This window comes from Tianxiuia mixotrophica (genome assembly GCF_050596425.1).
GTDB lineage: Bacteria > Bacillota > Clostridia > Peptostreptococcales > Acidaminobacteraceae.
Genome location: NZ_CP192292.1, coordinates 3239770 through 3257672, shown reverse-complemented (window position 1 = coordinate 3257672; position 17903 = coordinate 3239770). Strand labels below are relative to the sequence as shown.

Annotated in this window: 17 protein-coding genes; 13 read left to right on the top strand and 4 right to left on the bottom strand. The window is 39.9% G+C overall.

Annotated features, from left to right (window positions below):
* The first annotated feature begins 121 nt into the window (after window positions 1-121).
* The gene (locus tag ACQ4KW_RS14255) at window positions 122-1018 is read left to right on the top strand and encodes a LysR family transcriptional regulator (RefSeq protein ID WP_430883154.1); all 897 of its coding nucleotides are present in this window, start codon (window positions 122-124) and stop codon (window positions 1016-1018) included.
* A 9-nt stretch (window positions 1019-1027) separates the two neighbouring features.
* Here ACQ4KW_RS14255 and ACQ4KW_RS14250 read toward each other — a convergent pair whose 3' ends face one another.
* Window positions 1028-1246, bottom strand: coding sequence for a sulfurtransferase TusA family protein (locus ACQ4KW_RS14250; protein WP_430883153.1), 219 nt, complete (start codon window positions 1244-1246; stop codon window positions 1028-1030).
* A gap of 113 nt (window positions 1247-1359) precedes the next feature.
* Here ACQ4KW_RS14250 and ACQ4KW_RS14245 point away from each other — a divergent pair, with 113 nt between their 5' ends.
* The 10 genes from ACQ4KW_RS14245 (at window position 1360) to ACQ4KW_RS14200 (ending at window position 12463) form a co-directional block, all read left to right on the top strand.
* The gene (locus tag ACQ4KW_RS14245) at window positions 1360-2334 is read left to right on the top strand and encodes an aminotransferase class V-fold PLP-dependent enzyme (protein ID WP_430883152.1); all 975 of its coding nucleotides are present in this window, start codon (window positions 1360-1362) and stop codon (window positions 2332-2334) included.
* Window positions 2262-2543 carry a DegT/DnrJ/EryC1/StrS family aminotransferase gene (locus ACQ4KW_RS14240; protein ID WP_430883151.1) on the top strand — a complete coding sequence of 94 codons (282 nt, stop codon included), beginning with the start codon at window positions 2262-2264 and terminating at the stop codon, window positions 2541-2543. Before ACQ4KW_RS14245 ends, ACQ4KW_RS14240 begins: the two co-directional genes overlap by 73 nt.
* Before the next feature lie 20 nt (window positions 2544-2563).
* Window positions 2564-3421 (top strand): glycosyltransferase family 2 protein, encoded by an 858-nt coding sequence (locus ACQ4KW_RS14235; protein WP_430883150.1) that lies wholly within the window; start codon window positions 2564-2566, stop codon window positions 3419-3421.
* A complete protein-coding gene (locus tag ACQ4KW_RS14230; RefSeq protein ID WP_430883149.1) occupies window positions 3372-4631 on the top strand; it encodes an ATP-grasp domain-containing protein in 1260 nt (419 codons plus the stop codon). The genes ACQ4KW_RS14235 and ACQ4KW_RS14230 overlap by 50 nt, the downstream gene beginning before the upstream one ends.
* Window positions 4631-5611, top strand: coding sequence for an ABC transporter substrate-binding protein (locus ACQ4KW_RS14225; protein ID WP_430883148.1), 981 nt, complete (start codon window positions 4631-4633; stop codon window positions 5609-5611). Before ACQ4KW_RS14230 ends, ACQ4KW_RS14225 begins: the two co-directional genes overlap by 1 nt.
* A gap of 1 nt (window position 5612) precedes the next feature.
* Complete coding sequence (locus ACQ4KW_RS14220; protein ID WP_430883147.1) at window positions 5613-6404, top strand: ABC transporter permease; 792 nt, start codon at window positions 5613-5615, stop codon at window positions 6402-6404.
* Window positions 6379-7104, top strand: coding sequence for an ABC transporter ATP-binding protein (locus tag ACQ4KW_RS14215; RefSeq protein WP_430883146.1), 726 nt, complete (start codon window positions 6379-6381; stop codon window positions 7102-7104). The genes ACQ4KW_RS14220 and ACQ4KW_RS14215 overlap by 26 nt, the downstream gene beginning before the upstream one ends.
* A gap of 292 nt (window positions 7105-7396) precedes the next feature.
* Window positions 7397-9214 (top strand): rhodanese-like domain-containing protein, encoded by a 1818-nt coding sequence (locus tag ACQ4KW_RS14210; RefSeq protein ID WP_430883145.1) that lies wholly within the window; start codon window positions 7397-7399, stop codon window positions 9212-9214.
* Between the two features lie 278 nt (window positions 9215-9492).
* Complete coding sequence (locus ACQ4KW_RS14205; protein ID WP_430883144.1) at window positions 9493-10476, top strand: dTDP-glucose 4,6-dehydratase; 984 nt, start codon at window positions 9493-9495, stop codon at window positions 10474-10476.
* Between the two features lie 97 nt (window positions 10477-10573).
* A complete protein-coding gene (locus ACQ4KW_RS14200; protein WP_430883143.1) occupies window positions 10574-12463 on the top strand; it encodes a cache domain-containing protein in 1890 nt (629 codons plus the stop codon).
* Between the two features lie 83 nt (window positions 12464-12546).
* Here the strand turns inward: ACQ4KW_RS14200 and ACQ4KW_RS14195 are convergent, their stop codons facing one another.
* Window positions 12547-13659 (bottom strand): AI-2E family transporter, encoded by a 1113-nt coding sequence (locus ACQ4KW_RS14195; protein ID WP_430883142.1) that lies wholly within the window; start codon window positions 13657-13659, stop codon window positions 12547-12549.
* A gap of 219 nt (window positions 13660-13878) precedes the next feature.
* On the opposite strand from ACQ4KW_RS14195, the gene ACQ4KW_RS14190 reads away from it, so the two are divergent.
* Together ACQ4KW_RS14190 and ACQ4KW_RS14185 are read left to right on the top strand one after the other, a co-directional pair.
* Window positions 13879-14469: a TetR/AcrR family transcriptional regulator gene (locus tag ACQ4KW_RS14190; protein WP_430883141.1), complete on the top strand. Its 591-nt coding sequence runs from the start codon at window positions 13879-13881 to the stop codon at window positions 14467-14469.
* Between the two features lie 44 nt (window positions 14470-14513).
* Window positions 14514-15890: an MATE family efflux transporter gene (locus ACQ4KW_RS14185; RefSeq protein WP_430883140.1), complete on the top strand. Its 1377-nt coding sequence runs from the start codon at window positions 14514-14516 to the stop codon at window positions 15888-15890.
* Window positions 15891-16054: 164 nt separating this feature from the next.
* Here the strand turns inward: ACQ4KW_RS14185 and pdo are convergent, their stop codons facing one another.
* Together pdo and ACQ4KW_RS14175 are read right to left on the bottom strand one after the other, a co-directional pair.
* The gene (pdo, locus tag ACQ4KW_RS14180) at window positions 16055-16696 is read right to left on the bottom strand and encodes a protein disulfide oxidoreductase (RefSeq protein WP_430883139.1); all 642 of its coding nucleotides are present in this window, start codon (window positions 16694-16696) and stop codon (window positions 16055-16057) included.
* A gap of 12 nt (window positions 16697-16708) precedes the next feature.
* Window positions 16709-17686 (bottom strand): NAD(P)/FAD-dependent oxidoreductase, encoded by a 978-nt coding sequence (locus ACQ4KW_RS14175; protein ID WP_430883138.1) that lies wholly within the window; start codon window positions 17684-17686, stop codon window positions 16709-16711.
* Between the last annotated feature and the right edge of the window lie 217 nt (window positions 17687-17903).

Genomic DNA, 17903 nt, shown 5'->3' with positions numbered 1-17903 from the left:
TATAGAATGTAACTAAAAGCTTGAAAATAAAGGGTTGTTAATATAAAATCGTGATTCCGTTATAAGTATTGCTAATATAGCGACGGCGGATGATATAGATAATATGATTAGGAGGAAGGATATGAACATTGATTCGTTAAAGCTTTTTCAAAGAGTTGTTGAGGCCAAAAGCATTTCAAAGGTTGCTAGTCGAGCACATATTTCTCAGTCCGCGCTGAGTCAAATGATCAATCGTATCGAAGATGCTCTTGGATATAAATTGCTCAACAGATCAAATAAAGGTGTTTTTCCGACAGACATGGGTCTTGTTGTCTTAAAATACTCAGAAAACATTATATTGAATTATGAAAAAATGCTTGATGAAATGGAAAGTATAGATAAGAAAATGGACACTGTCCGTATCAATGCAACATGGAGCCTTGTAAACTACTCCTTGCCCTGTATTCTTTACAGGGTGAAACGTAAGTATCCAAACCATAAGTATGAACTTATATCAAGCAGTAATGACAACACCCTGCGTGACATTCAAAATGATATTTGCGATTTAGGCTTCATTAACGGGAGTGTGAACGACCCGTCACTCAATATCCACAGAATAGGGGTTGAGAAGGTTGTTCTTGTATCTGCCTTTAACCACGACATTCCTGACAAGATTGATTTTGAAGACCTCTTGAATTATGAGTTTGTCACACTAAAAAATATTGAGAGTATTAATTCCTGCCTAAGTCGTGAGCTTCTACAGGCAGGACTCAGTTTTGAGGATTTGAATATCATATTTGATGTGGATTCCATATCTGCTGTTAAAGCCTCTATTGAGAACAACTATGGCATTTCGTTTTTACCTTATACAGCCGTTAAAAGGGAACTTTATGAAAAACGGTACAAATTGATAGAAGTGAAAGGTCTCAATATGGAGTATGACATCCACCTTGTCAGCAAGGTCCTAAATAAGGTGAATGCATCAGTCAAAGAGTCTATTGAAACCCTTGTTCAGATTGGACGAGAAGGATTTTGCTAGTGACTTTAATTAAAACTTGGTGATTGTTATTTCCCAGACACCATTCATAACTTCATCGACATCATAGCTTGAAGGGATACGCTCCAAGTAATCTTCTATGGATTCGAGAACACAGCTGTGGTCTGTGACAACCAGCAAAGAGTCACCAGAAGCTATATTCTTAAGTTCTTTTTGAATTTTTAACAGGGGTATGGGACAGAATTCACCAAAACAATCGAGTTTAATCATGGGGCTCTCCTTAGAAAACATATAGGTTACTTTGATTTACTTTTAGATTAGTATAACAAAACATAATCCTATGGAAAAGGATTTCGTTTAACTGTAAAAAAGAAGGGTTGCGTATGAAGTTTCACGATATAGATGTTTGCGGGCTAGAAGAAGAGTATGTTTTAAGCGCCCTAAGAAGTGGCAATATTTCAGGACGGGGGCCCAACACCTTGGCTGTTGAATCATATTTGCAAAAGACGCTCAAAGCCAAGCGGGTTTTAATGACGACGTCCTGTACCCACGCTCTGGAAATGGCTGTCCGACTAGGCGGTATAAAAGAAGGGGATGAGGTACTTCTTCCAAGCTATACATTTCCTTCAACTGCCAATGCGGTCTTGGCGGTGGGTGCCACACCGATTTTAATACCTGTAGAGAAAAACAACCTTTGTGTTTCCCTTAGTACAATCAAGAAGTACACGTCAAAGAGAACCAGGGCTGTTATAGCAGTCCACTACGGAGGTGTGTGCAATGACATAGATGCCATTGCTGAGCACTGTGATGATGAAAAAATCATCCTCATTGAAGATGCGGCCCAGGCTTATGGATCTGTCTATAAGAACAAGAAACTAGGCACTTTTGGACATATGGGGTGCTATAGCTTTCATGGTACAAAAAATGATGTGTCGGGAGAAGGGGGCGCCCTTGTTATTAATAAGGACAAGGACGGTTTGATTTCTCAGGCAGAAAGACTTCTTGAAAAAGGCACAGATCGTATGGCCTTTATGCGTGGTGAAGCGGCCAAGTATGAATGGAAGGGATATGGATCAAGCTATGTGCCATCAGATATATTAATGGCCCTGCTTCGTGGTCAGTTGGAAACGTCTGAGATGCGAATGGAAAGACGCAGGGAGATCATTAAAGCCTATACAAGAACATTTTCAAACCTTGAATGCGAGGAAGTGACTTTTTTAAAGGTTTTGAATTGGAATTTGAACAAAATTCGGATCAAGCATCTGGTCAAGGCTCTAATAAATCTGTGTCCAATGGTCACTTATACTATGTTCTTTTTAAATCGACAGAAAAGGCCAGACGCTTTTATCAAGCCATGACCCAAAACGGGATACCTCTTAGAAAACATTTCATGCCCCTGCACATGTCAGAAATGGGACAGAAGTTAAAAGCAGATAAAGAGGTTTTGGCATATGAAAGCACAATTTTTGACCGTCTGATCCGACTCCCACTGCATAGTAAATTAGGCGATAAAGAGGTGGAGCATATTATCGAGCGGACACAGGCTGTCTTAAAGGATATTCTGTAAATTGTTAAAGAAAAATGGAAATGGGTCAACCAATGAGGACGGTGAGGCATATGCTTTCAATTGTTGTGCCTGTTTACTGTGGTGGTAAGACACTTCAGGAACTGGTCAAGCGAACAGATGACACTATGATAAATGGCTTGAACAACCAGGCCTATGAAATTATTCTAGTGGATGATAAAAGCCCTGATGAGAGTTTTAAAGTTATAAAAGATTTATGTCGGCGGCATGAAAATGTAGTGGGAATCCAACTAAAAAAGAATTATGGACAACAAAATGCCACTTACTGTGGCCTTTATTATGCCAGCGGTGATGTGGTTATAACCATGGATGACGACCTTCAACATGATCCGCATCATATTCCAAGCTTACTTTGTCAAATGAAGGCGGGGAGGGATTTGGTGTATGGCGTTTTTGAAACACGGGACGACGGCTTCTGTCGCCAAATAGGATCAAAACTAACGGCTCGGTTTTTCAAGAGAAAGTATAAGGCGCTCAAGGGTCTGCGTGTCAGCAGTTTTAGAGCCATACAAAGAAGTCTTATAGATAGAATCTTAACAGAAACATGTGTGGATGAAGAGAAATCTTTTATCTATCTTTCTTGTCTCTTGCTTGAAAAATCAAATGGGGTTTCAAATGTGATTCTGCCCTATTCTGAGCGCAAGGAGGGCAGTTCAAATTACAACTTGTTTAAACTGGCAAAACTCTACTTGAAATTGCAGGCCTATTATGGACACTTGAGTCCCTTGTTTGAAGGGGTCTTGGCAAGCAAGAACAAGGCTTTTGAAGTGGAGAGCGTTGTTAAAAAAGGCCATGAAGGGGTTGAGAAAAATGAAAGTCATGATGCTTGGTGGCGGAACAAATCAGCTGTATGCCATTAAAAGAATACTTAACAGAGGAGATCAAGTCTTAGTAAGTGATTATTTGGAAAGTTCACCAGGAAAAGATCTGGCAACCTATACAGCCCTTGCAGATACATTTTCCTATGAAGACACTTTGCATGAAGCTAAAGCCCATAATATTGAAGCCGTTTTAACAGTGGGCACAGATCAGCCCGTCTTAACAGCGGCTCGAGTGGCTGAAACTCTGGATTTGCCAACGCCAATAAATTCTAAGACGGCCCTCTATGTTACAAATAAAAAGCATATGAAAGAGGTCTTTAAAAAGCATGGTATTCCCTCAGTAGACTACATAATAATAGGACAAGAGCATTTGCTGAGCCAGGACCTGGCAGACCGCCTTAAGAAGTTTTCCTATCCAGGGGTCTTAAAACCAGTGGACTCCCAGGGACAAAGGGGAATTTTTAAGGTCTACAGCCACAAGGATGTCTTACAAGGTCTTGGTGAGACACTTAAGCATTCAAAAACCAAAGAAGCCGTCCTGGAAGTTTATTATGAAAATCAGGAAGTAACAGTGAGTGGCTGGGTTGAAAATGGTGAGACTTATATTTTGACCATGACTGACCGTGTGACATTTTCAGAAGACAATAAAATTGGTGTTTGTGTATCCCATGAACATCCATCTGTTCACATAGAAAATTATGGTGATACAGCAAAGCGCTTAACAGAAAAAATCGTAAACGCTTTTGAAATAGAAAATGGACCTATATATTTTCAGTTTCTGGTGGGCAAGGAGGGCATGCTTGTCAATGAAATAGCTTGTCGAATTGGCGGTGCTTATGAAGACCAGTTCATACCCAAAATTACTGGCTTTGACATATTGGGTGAACAGCTAAATATTGCCCAAGGAAAGCCAGTCAAAACAGATGTTTTAAAAGCCTATGACTTTAGAAAAAATTCGGCTTGTCTCAGTGTTCAGCTCTATTTTGCTCAGCCAGGAAGCATCGAAAGGATCACAGGCAAAGACTGTGTGCTTCAAATGGAGGGCGTGGCGGATTTTCGTTGTCACTACAAAGTGGGAGACTGCGTGCCACAAACGGAGAACGCTTCAGCCAGGGCTGGCTTCTGTTTGATTTATGGAGACAATGAAAAAGACATATGTCACAAAATATCTAACTTTTATAAGCATTTTAAAATCATTTCAAAAGATGGGGACAACCTTCTTATAAAAGGATGCAGGGGGAATCGTTAGTGGAAAAAAATCAAATTAGAAAAAATCTTTCAATCAGACTTTGCATAATAGGACTACTGACCTTAATGTTTCTATCAGGCTGTCAGCAAAGGCAAGCGGGGCTGGAACATGCAGAGGACGTAAGGACAATAAAAATTGCCAGACAGTTTGGCTTGGCATATGCCCCCTTAACCATAATGGAAGAGAAAAGGCTTATTGAGCTGGAAAATGAAAACATTGAAGTTGAGTGGGTGCAGCTGGGAAACACGGCGGCTATCCGTGAAGCCATATTAACTGATGAACTGGATTTTGGTTTTATGGGGATTCCTCCTTATTTGATCGGCCTTGAAAATGGTATGGACTGGCAGGTCTTTACTGGTCTTTCAAGGGCACCTTTGGGTCTCATGACAAGTCAAAGCTCTATTGAGAAACTGAGGGATATTGAGGTGGCAGATAGGATTGCTCTGCCTCAACCAGGCAGTATTCAGCATATACTCCTGGCCATGGCAGCCCAAAGAGAAATGGGGAAGTCAGATGCTTTTGACAGCCAACTGGTTAGCCTAAAACACCCTGATGGTGTTCAAATGCTGACTTCAGGATCAGACATTAGCCTGCATTTTACATCACCACCTTATATATTTGAGGAAGAAAAAAGAGGCATGAGGCAGGTTATATCAGGCGAGGAGGCCTTTGGTGGTCCTTTTACCTTTATTGTTGGGACGGTGCGTGAGCAAATGGCTGAAGACACAGAGTCGGTTCTAGCCATAAAAAATGCCCTCGAAAAATCCATAGATTTTATGCAAGAAAATCCAGAGGAAACATTAGATATATTGTCTAAAGCCTATGGCATTGAAACAGAGACATTAAAAGATTATATATATGAAAAAAACATGGTCTATGAGACGGATATAAAAGGTATGGACACTTTTATTGACTTCATGATTGAAGCGGACTATATCCATGAAACCATCAAAGAAAAGCCTGTGATTTGGGAGCCTTAGTATGTCAAAAAACTTTAAAACAAATGTGATTTTTATAGGTTTTGTGCTGGGTTTATGGCAACTTGTCTACTGGCTTGGAATATACTCTGATCTTATTTTGCCAGGGCCTGTCAATGTGCTTTTGTCAATGAAAGATGCCTTCAGACAAGATGATCTCTTGGGTCAAATTATTAGGTCTATTTTAATTGTTATAAAGGGCATGACCTTGTCATCACTCCTTGTCATGGGTCTTCTAATCCTTTCTGAAGGCTCTGGAATATTTGAAGAAATTACAAACCGTCTTTGCACTTTACTGCATCCCCTTCCAGGCATAGCCGTCCTCCCGATTTTTATGCTGTGGTTTGGCATTGGGGACAAGGCGGTTCTAGCTGTGCTGGTCCACGCGACTTCATGGCCCCTATATATTAATATAAGGGCGGGGCGTGGCAACCTTCCAGAGATATACGAACAGCTTGCAAGAGGTTATAAAATACAGACCTTGGATAAGTGGAAACACATAATGCTGCCTGCTATGCTTCCCTTTATACTTTCTGGAATGAAGACATGCTGGGCAAGGGCTTGGCGTGCACTGATCAGTGCGGAAATGATATTCGGCGCCATAGGAGATGGTGGCGGCATTGGCTGGTTTATATTCAAAAATAGGGTCTTTATGAATACGGACGGCATGTTTGCAGGACTTATTGCGGTCATGGCTATAGGTTTAACTGTTGAGACCCTTCTGTTTGACATGGTTGAGAGAAGAACTTTGAGAAAGTGGGGTGGTTCAGTTGTCGCAAACAATCATGGTATTTGATAGGTGTGATATTGGATTTGAGACCCCTCATATTTTCAATTTGACTTTGGATGTAAAAAAAAGAGACTTTATTTCCATAGTGGGACCAACTGGTGTGGGGAAAACCACCCTGCTCCGACTTACAAGTGGGGTGGATAAGAAAGGGCGTCAACCAAGATGCTTAAAGGGGGAATGGAAGCGACCCGATGCCATGACAACAGGAATCGTGTTTCAGTCTCTTGATCAGCTCCTTCCCTGGAAAACCGCTTTTGAAAATGTCCTTCTGCCCTTACTTGGACAGGATGCTAAGAGATTGAATGGAACAAAAGAAGACTTTCATAAAAGGGCAGAATTTCTAATGAAGATGGTTGGCCTTCAAGAGCATATGGACAAATACCCTGCGGACTTATCTGGTGGCATGCGGCAACGCGTTGCCATAGCAAGAGCCATGCTTTTAGAACCCCAGCTTTTATTAATGGATGAACCCTTTGGAAGCCTGGATGCCATCACAAGAAAGGCTCTGCAGAGCTTGTTAAAAAGCATCCATAATAACACAGAAACCACCATATTGTTTGTCACACATGACGTTGAGGAAGCCATGGATTTGTCAAATAGAATTTTGGTTTTAAACAAGGCGGGGCATGGACTTGTCATCGACCAAGTTAAAAAAGCCTGGCCTCAAAAGATAAAAGATAAAATTATGAATCAGCTGGGCTCTTAAGTTTCATTGTCTCATATGATTGGTAAAGCTAGTGAAGAGGACTCATGCAGTACGCGGTGGGTCCTCTTTGCTTGCTTTAAGAAATATCGATACAGCATAATGTTTCCCAATAACCACTCCGCAAGAATTCGTGTTTATAATATACATGAAGTTCAATCGGAGAAGCATTGTAGGGGTGAATGATAACTGCTTAACAAACTTTTGTCCTAACAAGAGTTAAACACGATTGATCTTTTACAAAAGCAAGAGGATGCATCTAAGTAAAATCAGGCCTAACAATAGGAGGAGAAAAATGAAAAATTATTCGAAACTTTTATCGATAATTTTAGTCCTTGTACTTTCAATAAGTATGAGTGCATGTGGCAGTGAACCAGCACAAGAAACATCAATGGATGTGAGCACGGAACCAGCTGCTGAGTCACAAACAACAGAGTCTAGCGAAAGTGAAGACACTGATCAAGTTGAAGAAGAAGCATCTACAGGAGCACTCGAAGAATCAATTATGGCATACTTTGAAAACATGCCAGACCACATATACAAGATCAAGCAAGATGCTTTTATTGAACTTGTAAAATCTGGTGAGGACATGACAGTCCTTGATATTCGAAGCGCAGCTGATTATGCTGAAGGTCATGTTCAAGGGGCCATTAATGCGCCTTGGGGAACAACTGCAATTAGCGATGTTCTATCAAAGCTGCCTCAAGACAAGCCACTATATGTTTACTGCTATTCAGGGCAAACAGCAGGACAGGCCGTACACACGATCAATGTTGCTGGATTTGATGCAAGAAGTGTAAACTTGGGCTTTAACTTTGGTATTTCAAAAGTGGACGGCTATGAAGAGGTTCTTTCAACAGAAGCTGTCACTGTCACAGAAGATATTACAGACATAAACCCTGAAATCGCACAGGCCCTTCATACATATTATGCAGGTCTAGCTGATGTCAAAGATACAAAATTTAAAAACTACAAGGTTTCAGAAGACAATCTGAAGGCTATGTTGGATGCAGACGAAGACTTCTATCTCTTGTCTATTCGAAGTGAAAAAGACTTTGCAAATGGTCATATTGAAGGTGCTCAAAACCTACCATGGGGCGCAGGTATGCAAGAAGGATTTGACCAGCTTCCAACAGATAAACCTGTGGTTGTTTATTGTTACTCAGGTCAAACAGCAGGCCAAACTGTAGCGGCCCTAAGACTGCTTGGCGTGGAGGCAGTTTCCCTAAATGGCGGAATGGGTGTTGGAGCCAATGCACCACTGGGCTGGACAAACAAGGGTTATGAAACTGTTTCGAATGTACTAGAAAACGAAATTCTGGCTTATTTTGCAAATATGCCAGACCACATCTATAAGATTAACCAAGGTGAATTCATTGAGATGGTTGAGGCCGGTGAAGACATGACGGTTCTTGATATTCGCAGTGCTTCTGACTATGAAAAAGGTCATGTAAAGGGCGCAGTGAATGCCCCTTGGGGAACAACAGCGATCAGCGATATTCTTGTAAAACTGCCACAGGATAAACCGCTATTTGTATACTGCTACTCAGGACAAACAGCAGGACAAGCTGTACACACCCTAAACATAGCAGGATTTAATGCAAGAAGTGTTAATCTAGGTTTTAATTTTGGTATTTCTAAGGTGGAAGGCTATGAGTCTGCCATTACGACTGATGCCAACGTGCCTTCAGAAGTTGTAACAGAAATTGATTCATCTATCCAATCAGCACTTCATGACTACTATGCAGGTCTAGCAGAAGTAAAAGACTCAAAGTTTAAAAATTATAAAGTATCAGAAGATAATTTAAATGAAATGATGCAGTCGGATGAGGACTTTTATCTACTTTCGATTAGAAGTGAAAAAGACTTTAAATCAGGTCATATAGAAGGCGCTTCTAACCTACCTTGGGGTGCAGGCATGGAAAATGGATTTGATTCACTTCCAAAGGACAAGCCTGTTGTGGTTTACTGCTACTCAGGTCAAACAGCAGGTCAAACCGTAGCGGCTTTAAGACTACTAGGTGTTGACGCTGTATCACTGAATGGCGGTATGGGTGTTGGAGCCAATGCACCACTTGGTTGGACCAACAAGGATTTTACAGTTGTTCAGTAAGCGTATACAAGAAAGCTCATTTAAAAGCTTGTTCTTTACTCCTTTAATATAATTATAGGTGAATCATTATCACCTATTATAAAAGGAAGGTGCTTCGGCACCTTCCTTTTATTTATGAACTTGGATTTTTCGTGCTTGATAGAGACAGAGGGCTGTTCTATTATTAGTATGAAGGCGGGTATCTTATGGATAACAAAACTTTAATAAATGCCTTCCTAAAAAATCAGAAACTATATAAATGGCTTTAAGTAAGCATTTGACAACAAGAAGGTGATTACATGTGCAAAGATAAAACAATCCTAGTAACAGGCGGTGCGGGATTCATTGGGGGTGCCTTTATAGACTTATTATTAAGTGAGGGCTATGGGGATCGTGTGGTCTGCCTGGATAAACTCACTTATGCGGCCCAACCTGACCGGATCAAGACACATGAGCTAAATAAGCGATATACATTTGTAAAAGGGGATATAGTTGATGGTTGGATTGTGAATAAAGTTCTCAAAAAGTATGAACCTGCATGTATTGTAAACTTCGCTGCAGAGTCCCATGTGGATAATAGTTTAGTGGATGACAGTGCTTTTTATAAAACCAATGTGGATGGTGTTGAAACCCTAATTAAAGGGGCTATAAAATATGGCGTCAGACATTTTGTCCAAGTTTCTACAGATGAGGTTTACGGGCAGAACTTAGACGGGAAACCTTTTTGTGAAGACAGTCCCTATGCACCAAGAAATCCATATGCTATGACAAAAGTCAAAGCTGAAGAAATTGTAAAAACCTATGTGAAACAAGGGAAGATTGAGGCCCTTATTACGAGAGGGTGTAATACATTTGGTCCCTGGCAACATGGAGAAAAACTCATATCCAAGACTGTATTAAAGGCCATAAAAAACGAGTCAATTCCCATATATGGGAGTGGTCTGCAGAAGAGGGAATGGATATACAGTTCAGAACACGCACGTGCCATACTTTTTCTTATCGAAAACAATCATTTTGGTGGCGTCTTTAATATAGGCTCAGGTTATGAAACAACAAATATTGATATTGTAAGACAGATACTGGACATCCTTCAAAAGCCTCATAATCTAATGACACATGTGGAAGATCGGAAAAATCATGATTTTCAGTATGGTGTGTCAAGGCTTAAATTGACACAGGCTGGCTTTAAAGTAAAACATAATATGCCTGCAGATCTTTTAGAAACAGTTGACTTTTATAAAAACAGAATAGTAGATATGACCGATTCTTCCCCTTTTACTTAATATCCAAGTAGGAGGGGAATTATAGTATACTTAGCCTAGAAAAGGGGTATTAAGATAGCAAAGATTCAATCCAATTTTTAAGAAAGGACATCAGGCAATGAAAAGTTATCAAAGCAAAGTGATGATTTTAATTATAATTTTCATATTTTGTTCCATGGCCTTGATGTTTCATTTTGTGAATCGCTCTGTGATGGAAGAAATGCGGGAGGATTCATTTAAAAGGAATCGAAACTACACTCAGATGATCAAGCGTACGGTCGACCTACACACAGAGGCTGTTGTGGAACATCTGTCCATGCTCTCAAAACTGGATGCTTTAAGACGTTTTGAGCTGGATAAGATGGATGAAATCATGAAGTCAGCCGTGGACGAGATAAACCTTGTGTCTCAGATGTATGTCATGGATTCAAAGGGGTATCAAATCTACAAAACATCTTTTATTGAAACCATAGGAGACCGTTCTGACAGGACTTATTTCAATAAGGCCATCGAAGGAGAGGTCTATATTTCAAGTGCCATTATTTCGAGAAGCACAGGGCGCCCTATAAGTGTTGTGGCTATACCTATTTATAATGGAAATAAGATAATTGGTGTTCTTGGAGCCAGTCTGGATTTATCCTATTTATCTGATGTTATTGCTGATGTGGAGATTAGTGAAAATGGATACGGTCTTATACTAGACCGAGAAGGCAAGATTATTGCCCATCCTGAGATTGACACTTTTACGGATTTGATGGATTTAAATGAATTGACAGACATTTTCTTTGATAAAGACAAGCAGAGTGGAAATTATATTTTTGAACCAGAACAAGGCGGTGAGGAGCGGCTTATTTCTTATAATGTGACAGATCGAGGCGAATGGACTGTCATCGTTCAAATACCGACGATTGAAGCTTTCAAGGCTATTACGGAAAGAAAGAACAAGTTCCTAGCCTTTACCGTGATTATATTTGTATTTTCTGTTTGGTTTGCTATACCTGTCTCAAAGCGTATATCAAAGCCCGTTGAAGAAATACGTGATGTCCTTAACGGGATAGCACAAAATGATTTCTCCGTTAAGTTTGAAAAAGATAGAAATGATGAATTTGGTCTTATTCAAAAAGATATTGTTTTCATGGCAGAAGAACTTTCTATAACACAAGAAGAGCTTGAACAAAGAGTTATGGAAAGGACTGATGAGCTGAATGCATCCAATGAATCTCTCAAGAAAACCCTTGCTGAACTCAATAGAATTCAAAATCAACTTGTTATTGCAGAACGCTTTAAAGCTGTCCATGACTTAGGCATACGTATGTCTCATGAGGTCAATACAGCCATAGGCAACAGCATGATTGCCACATCTTATCTCCACCGCGAAAGCGAAAAAACCTTTCAGAGATTTTCACAACATAGCCTCACACAAGGCTTATTAAAAGAATATATAAAGAGTGTTATCCATTCTGCAGATGCTGTGCAGAATCAATTAAAGCAAATTGACACGGTTATGAAGTCACTAAAGTCAACAAATTTATATCGGGATATTGAAAGCATTGGTCCCATCAATCTCACTGAAGAAGTTGAAAAGGCCATAGTTAAGTCCAATTATAATTATGTATCGACCTATATCAAAATAGATACGGACGTACAAGAAAATGCAGACATGCAGTTTTATGAAACATTTATTGAACAAATTATCATTGAGCTAATAAACAATAGCATTAAATATGGTTTTTCAGACAATGTTCATGGTCAAATCCAGATTCAAATGCATTGTGACGTTGAAAAAGTCTATTTGATTTATAGGGATGATGGTATGGGCATTTCTGAAGAAATTGCCAGTAATATATTTGAGCCTTTTGCAAAGTCAGATATGGCTAATGAAGGCTACGGTATGGGATTAAGTGGTATTTACAATATGGTCGTCAATATTGCAGGCGGTCATATAGAATGTGAAAGTCGCCTGGGCCAGGGGGTAGAGTTTAGAATAGAAATGCCTCTATTAAATTAAGCGTGTCATAAATAAACCCCAGTTCCTCCTTCAAAATAGGAAGAACTGGGGTTTTGTTTGTGCGGACATAGCCCTTTTGTCAATCAATTGTCATTTGACAAAGGGGGCGTTTGAGACTGGGCTCGTTTTGATTCCTGCTTTTCAACAAGTTCAGTGAAGACAATTTTAAGTATGGCTCCAGTTGGAATGGCAAGAATAATGCCCAGTATGCCAGCAAATCCACCACCAATTGTAATGGAAAGAATAATCCAAATTGGAGCAAGGCCAATGTAATTGCCCATAACCCTCGGACCAATTAAGTTGCCGTCAAACTGCTGGAGAACAAGTATAAATATTAAAACCCAAAATGCCTTTGCAGGATCATAGGTCAGTGTGGCCACAACGGCAGGCACAGCGCCTATAAAAGGACCAATGTAGGGAATAACATTTGTAAAACATATAATCACAGCTAAGACAAGGGCATACCTTACATTCAATATGGAAAGACCTATAAAAGCCAGACAACCCACAATGAGTGCCTCAACGATAAGACCAGAGATGAAATGGGAAAAAATATTGTTTACATTCCCTGCAAACTCAACAATTCGCTGGGCTCTCTTCTCGTTAAAAAAGGCGTGAATGAGTTTTGCACCAAGTTTCATCATACTCTCTTTATCAGCCAGCATGTAGATAGAAATGATGATGCCAAAAACAGTGGTCATGAGAGCAGATGAAACTGAAACAAGCATTTTTGTCAGATTCTCAAGCAAAATGTTTGACACAGTGCTGAGAATTTCAGCCATTTTATTAAGATTATCCTGTAATATACCTTCAATAGGTCCCAAATTGTACTGGGCTATGTCAAAGTTTTGAGTAGTGACCCAGGCTGTGATGTCTGAAACCAGGCGTAGAGAGCTAGAAACAATTTGCGGGAGCATAAGACTTAAAAATGTGGCTATAAAAGCAAGAAGACCAATATAGGTTCCAGCAATGACAAACCCTCTTTTTGCATTAAATTTACGTTCTATGAAACTAATAGGCCTATTTAGAATATAGGCAATTCCAAACCCGATATAGAAAGGGGTTAAAACGGCCAGCAAGTCGCCGACCATGTTTTGCATATTGGGTAAATGGCTGATTATTAAATATGTGATGATCACCCCGACGAAAAAAATAGTCAGATATTCTATGAATCGTTTTTTGTCTTTAAATAGCATAAAGGCCTCCAGTTGTTATTCTATGTTCAATTATAGAGGAAGCCGTGGGCAAATGTAAGTTTTTTCATATACTTTAACCAGATTTTAAGATTTGAAAGTTTCGGTGCATTTTATCAGCAGGTTAAAATAATTTAAAAGACTGTAACAAAGCTTGATTTATATGAACAGCGTTCATATAATGGTTTTGTATAATGAACATTGTTCATAAAGGAGGTTGAAATGCCAAAAATTATTAATGATATTGAGTCAAAACTGATTACAACCGCTGAAGAACTCTTTATTGAAAAGGGGTATGATGCTGTAAATATACGTCTCTTAGCTAAAACTGTCGGTGTGGCTAGCGGTACAGTATACAACTATTTTTCCAGCAAGGAGAACCTATATCAGGCCGTTCTCATAGACTCATGGGATAAGACCATGAGCCTTCTAAATGAAATTCTTTGTGAAGAGATAAGCTTAAACCTGCGAATGAAAAAATTCTTTGAGACCATGTATATTGAAGTTGAAAACAGAAAAGGTCTTGGGGGAAGGGTTGTTTTAGAAGAGAAAAAGAAAAAGAATGTGGCCAATGAAACAGAAGAAAAACTGGATCATTATATGAGCCGAATCAAGGACATGGTTATTGAAATGATCAATGCCCATGACAACTTGAAAAGTAAAATTGACGATTCTGAAAGACTGGCGAATGTTCTTATTGGATCATTCTGGATGCTTCAAAGACATCATACAGGTCAAAGGGAAGAAAATATCAAGTTTATTGGAAATTATTTAGATATTATACTGGGTGAACATGGGTCAGCAAGCCATTAGGATCTACTATCCAAGTGTCTTGCTAAAGAAAAAGGATGAAATGAATGGATAAAAGATCAAAATTTATGGGAGAAGAGAATATTAAAAAAGTCCTTCTAAAGCTTTCAGTGCCTGGGATTATTGGCATGCTTATTACAGCCATATACAATATTGTGGACACGCTTTTCATTGGAATGATGAATGACACCAGCGCTATTGGAGCCGTGTCTGTTGCTTTTCCATTGATTATGCTCATAGGCTCAGTGGGACAGATGTTTGGAGTGGGTGCCAATTCCTATATATCTCGACTTCTAGGATCTAAAGATCATGACAAGGCTGAGTCAGCAGCCAGTACTGCTTTTATAACAACAATCCTTGTTGCCCTGGTTTTTACAATTATAGTCCTCCCAAACCTAGAACCTGTTCTTAAAGTGTTTGGAGCGACAAAGACCATCATGCCATATGCTCTGTCTTACGGGAAAATAATGGTGGCATTTTCTGTGTTTACAATGATCAATATGACCATGAATAATATGATTAGAGCTGAAGGGGGAGCAACATTTTCCATGTTGGCCCTGTCCCTTGGAGCCATTATCAATATGATTCTTGATCCAATCTTTATTTTTACACTGAATATGGGCATTGAAGGGGCTGCCATTGCAACTATTGCAGGACAAGTGATTTCAACAGTTTTTCTTCTGTCCTACTACTTTAGGGGGCAGTGTCAGGTTCATTTAAAATTATCTAAGTTTGAACCCACTCTTGAAATGTACTCAGAAATTTTCAAAATAGGCATTCCAACACTTTTAAGACAAGTTCTTGTGAGTCTATCCCTAGGATTGATCAACTCAGCTGCAATGGTTTACGGAGACCAAGCTGTGGCAGCAATGGGGGTGAGTATGAGGGTGCTAGCCATGTCTTTTTATGTGACATTTGGATACCTGCAGGGCTTCATGCCAGTGGTTGGTTACAATTATGGTGCTAAACTCCAGGAAAGAGTTAAGACAGCGATTTCTTTTTCCATCCGGGTCACAAGTGCATTCAATATATTTGCCAGCCTCATATTCATTGTCTTTGCGACCCCTATCATGGGCGCCTTTTCGAGTGACCCTCAAGTGATTGCTTTTGGAGCAAAATCTTTGCGCTATCAGTCTATCATGTTGCCCTTTTTTGGATATATGGTTATAGGGAATGGTGTTTTCCAAGCCTTTGGAAAGGGACGGGAGGCTATGTTGCTGTCTGTTGCACGACAAGGCATTTTCTTAATCCCTGCAATTACAGTCTTACCAAGAGTGTTTGGTGTAAGGGGAATACTTCTATCTCAGCCAGTGGCTGATTTTTTAACCCTTATCACCACTTATGTTTTGTTTTCAAGAGTCAATAAATCCATAGATCAAGAGATTTTAAAGGCTCCAGTGGTAGAGGGATTTGCCCAGGGCTAAGAGCTAGACTAGAGCAAGTGTTTAGGTGGTTTAGTTTTAATTGATAGAAGTCTATAAAGCAAAAGCCATGAAGGAAAATCAATTTCCTTCATGGCTTTATTTATTTCAAAATCCTATCATTGACATCTATCAAGTATGGTGTTGTCATGGTTTAACCGATGGCTTTAAAGGGCTTCGATGACCTCCATGAAACTTTCAATAGGTTGATTACCAACGATGTCATGGTCTTCGTTTATAATGATTTTAGGCACACCGCTAACATCGTATTTTTCAGCTTCACTGAAGAAGGTTTGGGATTCAATCATTTCAGCTGTGATATTTTCATTTTCCAGTGCCAACTTGTGAGCTTTGGATACGGCACCTGGACAATGCGGGCAACCAAGCGTTACAAAGACCTTTATATGAACGGGCTTGTCCACTTTGTCAAGACGTGCTCTAAAATCTTCCGGAAGTTCTTCTCCAGCACCGCTCACTTCAATCAATCCAGTAATAAATGAGTTGATTTCATGTCCTGCAGGAATACCATTAAATCTAATCCCATTGTCCTTATGGTCTTTGTCAAGAAGAACGATGGATGGTGTGAGTGAGATGCCGAGTTTATCTGCCATGTCCTTATTTTCTATTATGTCATATTGATTGAGTACAACCTTGTCTGAAACGTTGGAGACTTCTTCCATAAAGGCCTTGGTGTCTTCGCATGTTTCGCAAGTTTCAGTTGTTGTGAATAAGGCAACATTTACCTGGTCCTTCATTTGGTTCAAAATTCCCTTTAATTGTTCTCTTAATTCATCATTCAAAAGTGCCATATATATCCTCCTTTATACATTGAGCTTGTTAACATAGTCATTTGCAGTTAGGGCAGCTTTTGCCCCTTCGCTGGCAGCTATAATGATCTGCTTATAAGGCACAGTGGCAACATCACCGGCTGCATATATACCAGGGACATTCGTCTCGGTCCTATCATTTACTATAATTTCACCTGAAGGTGTCATATCAAGTAGCCCCTCAAAGATCTTTGAATTTGGCAAATAACCGATTTCTACAAAAAGACCATTGACATCAATGTCTCTTTCCGCGTTTGCTTCCTTGTCGAGCACATGAAGGTGGGTCAAAAGCGATTGTCCCTTAACTTCTAGAATTTGCGTTTGGAGTAGGACTGTAACATTCTCGATGGCGTTCAGACGGTCAATTAATATTTGGTCCGCCCTGAAGTCGCTTCTGTGAACAAGCACCACTTCGCTGGCAATTTTCGACAAATCAATGGCGGCTTCAACGGCAGAGTTTCCACCCCCTGCAACAGCCACTTTCAAATCTGTAAAGAATGGGCCATCACAAATTGCGCAGTAGGCCACGCCCTTGCCACTGAATTCGTCTTCTCCAGGAACACCAAGTCTTCGAGGCCGACTGCCAGTGGCCACGATAAGTGACTTGGCACGTATAATTTCACCGCCACTTAGGTGTATTTTCTTGATTTGTCCATCTTCAACTTTTTCGACTTTGGCATCACGTTTAATTGGGATCTTCAAGTGGTCCACGTGTTCTTTGAATTTTTCCATAAGACCTTGACCACTAACTTCTACTGTGCCAAGATAGTTTTCTACAGATGAAGTATCAAGGACTTGTCCACCAACACGTTCTGCTATTATAGCTGTTTCCATGCCTTTTCGCTTGGCGTAGAGAGCGGCATTTAACCCTGCAGGTCCACCGCCTATAACAAGAACATCGTATAATGTTTTACTGTTTACTTTATTGTTGTTGTTGCTTGTAAATTCACTGGAAAGATTTAAATCAAACATATTATCACCTCATAAAATGAAAGTCTATGACTTTTCCGCTTGTATACGAATTGTATTTTCCCTATGCCCAATCTTGAAGGCTTAAACCGATGCGACCCAGATCTTTAGAAACTTGACTTGAGGTTTGACAAGTCTAAGTTTCGTAGGAAAATTAACTTTATCTTTTGGGTCGCAGAACGAGGGACGAAACTTGAATTTGTTTTGAAAAAAAGGCCCC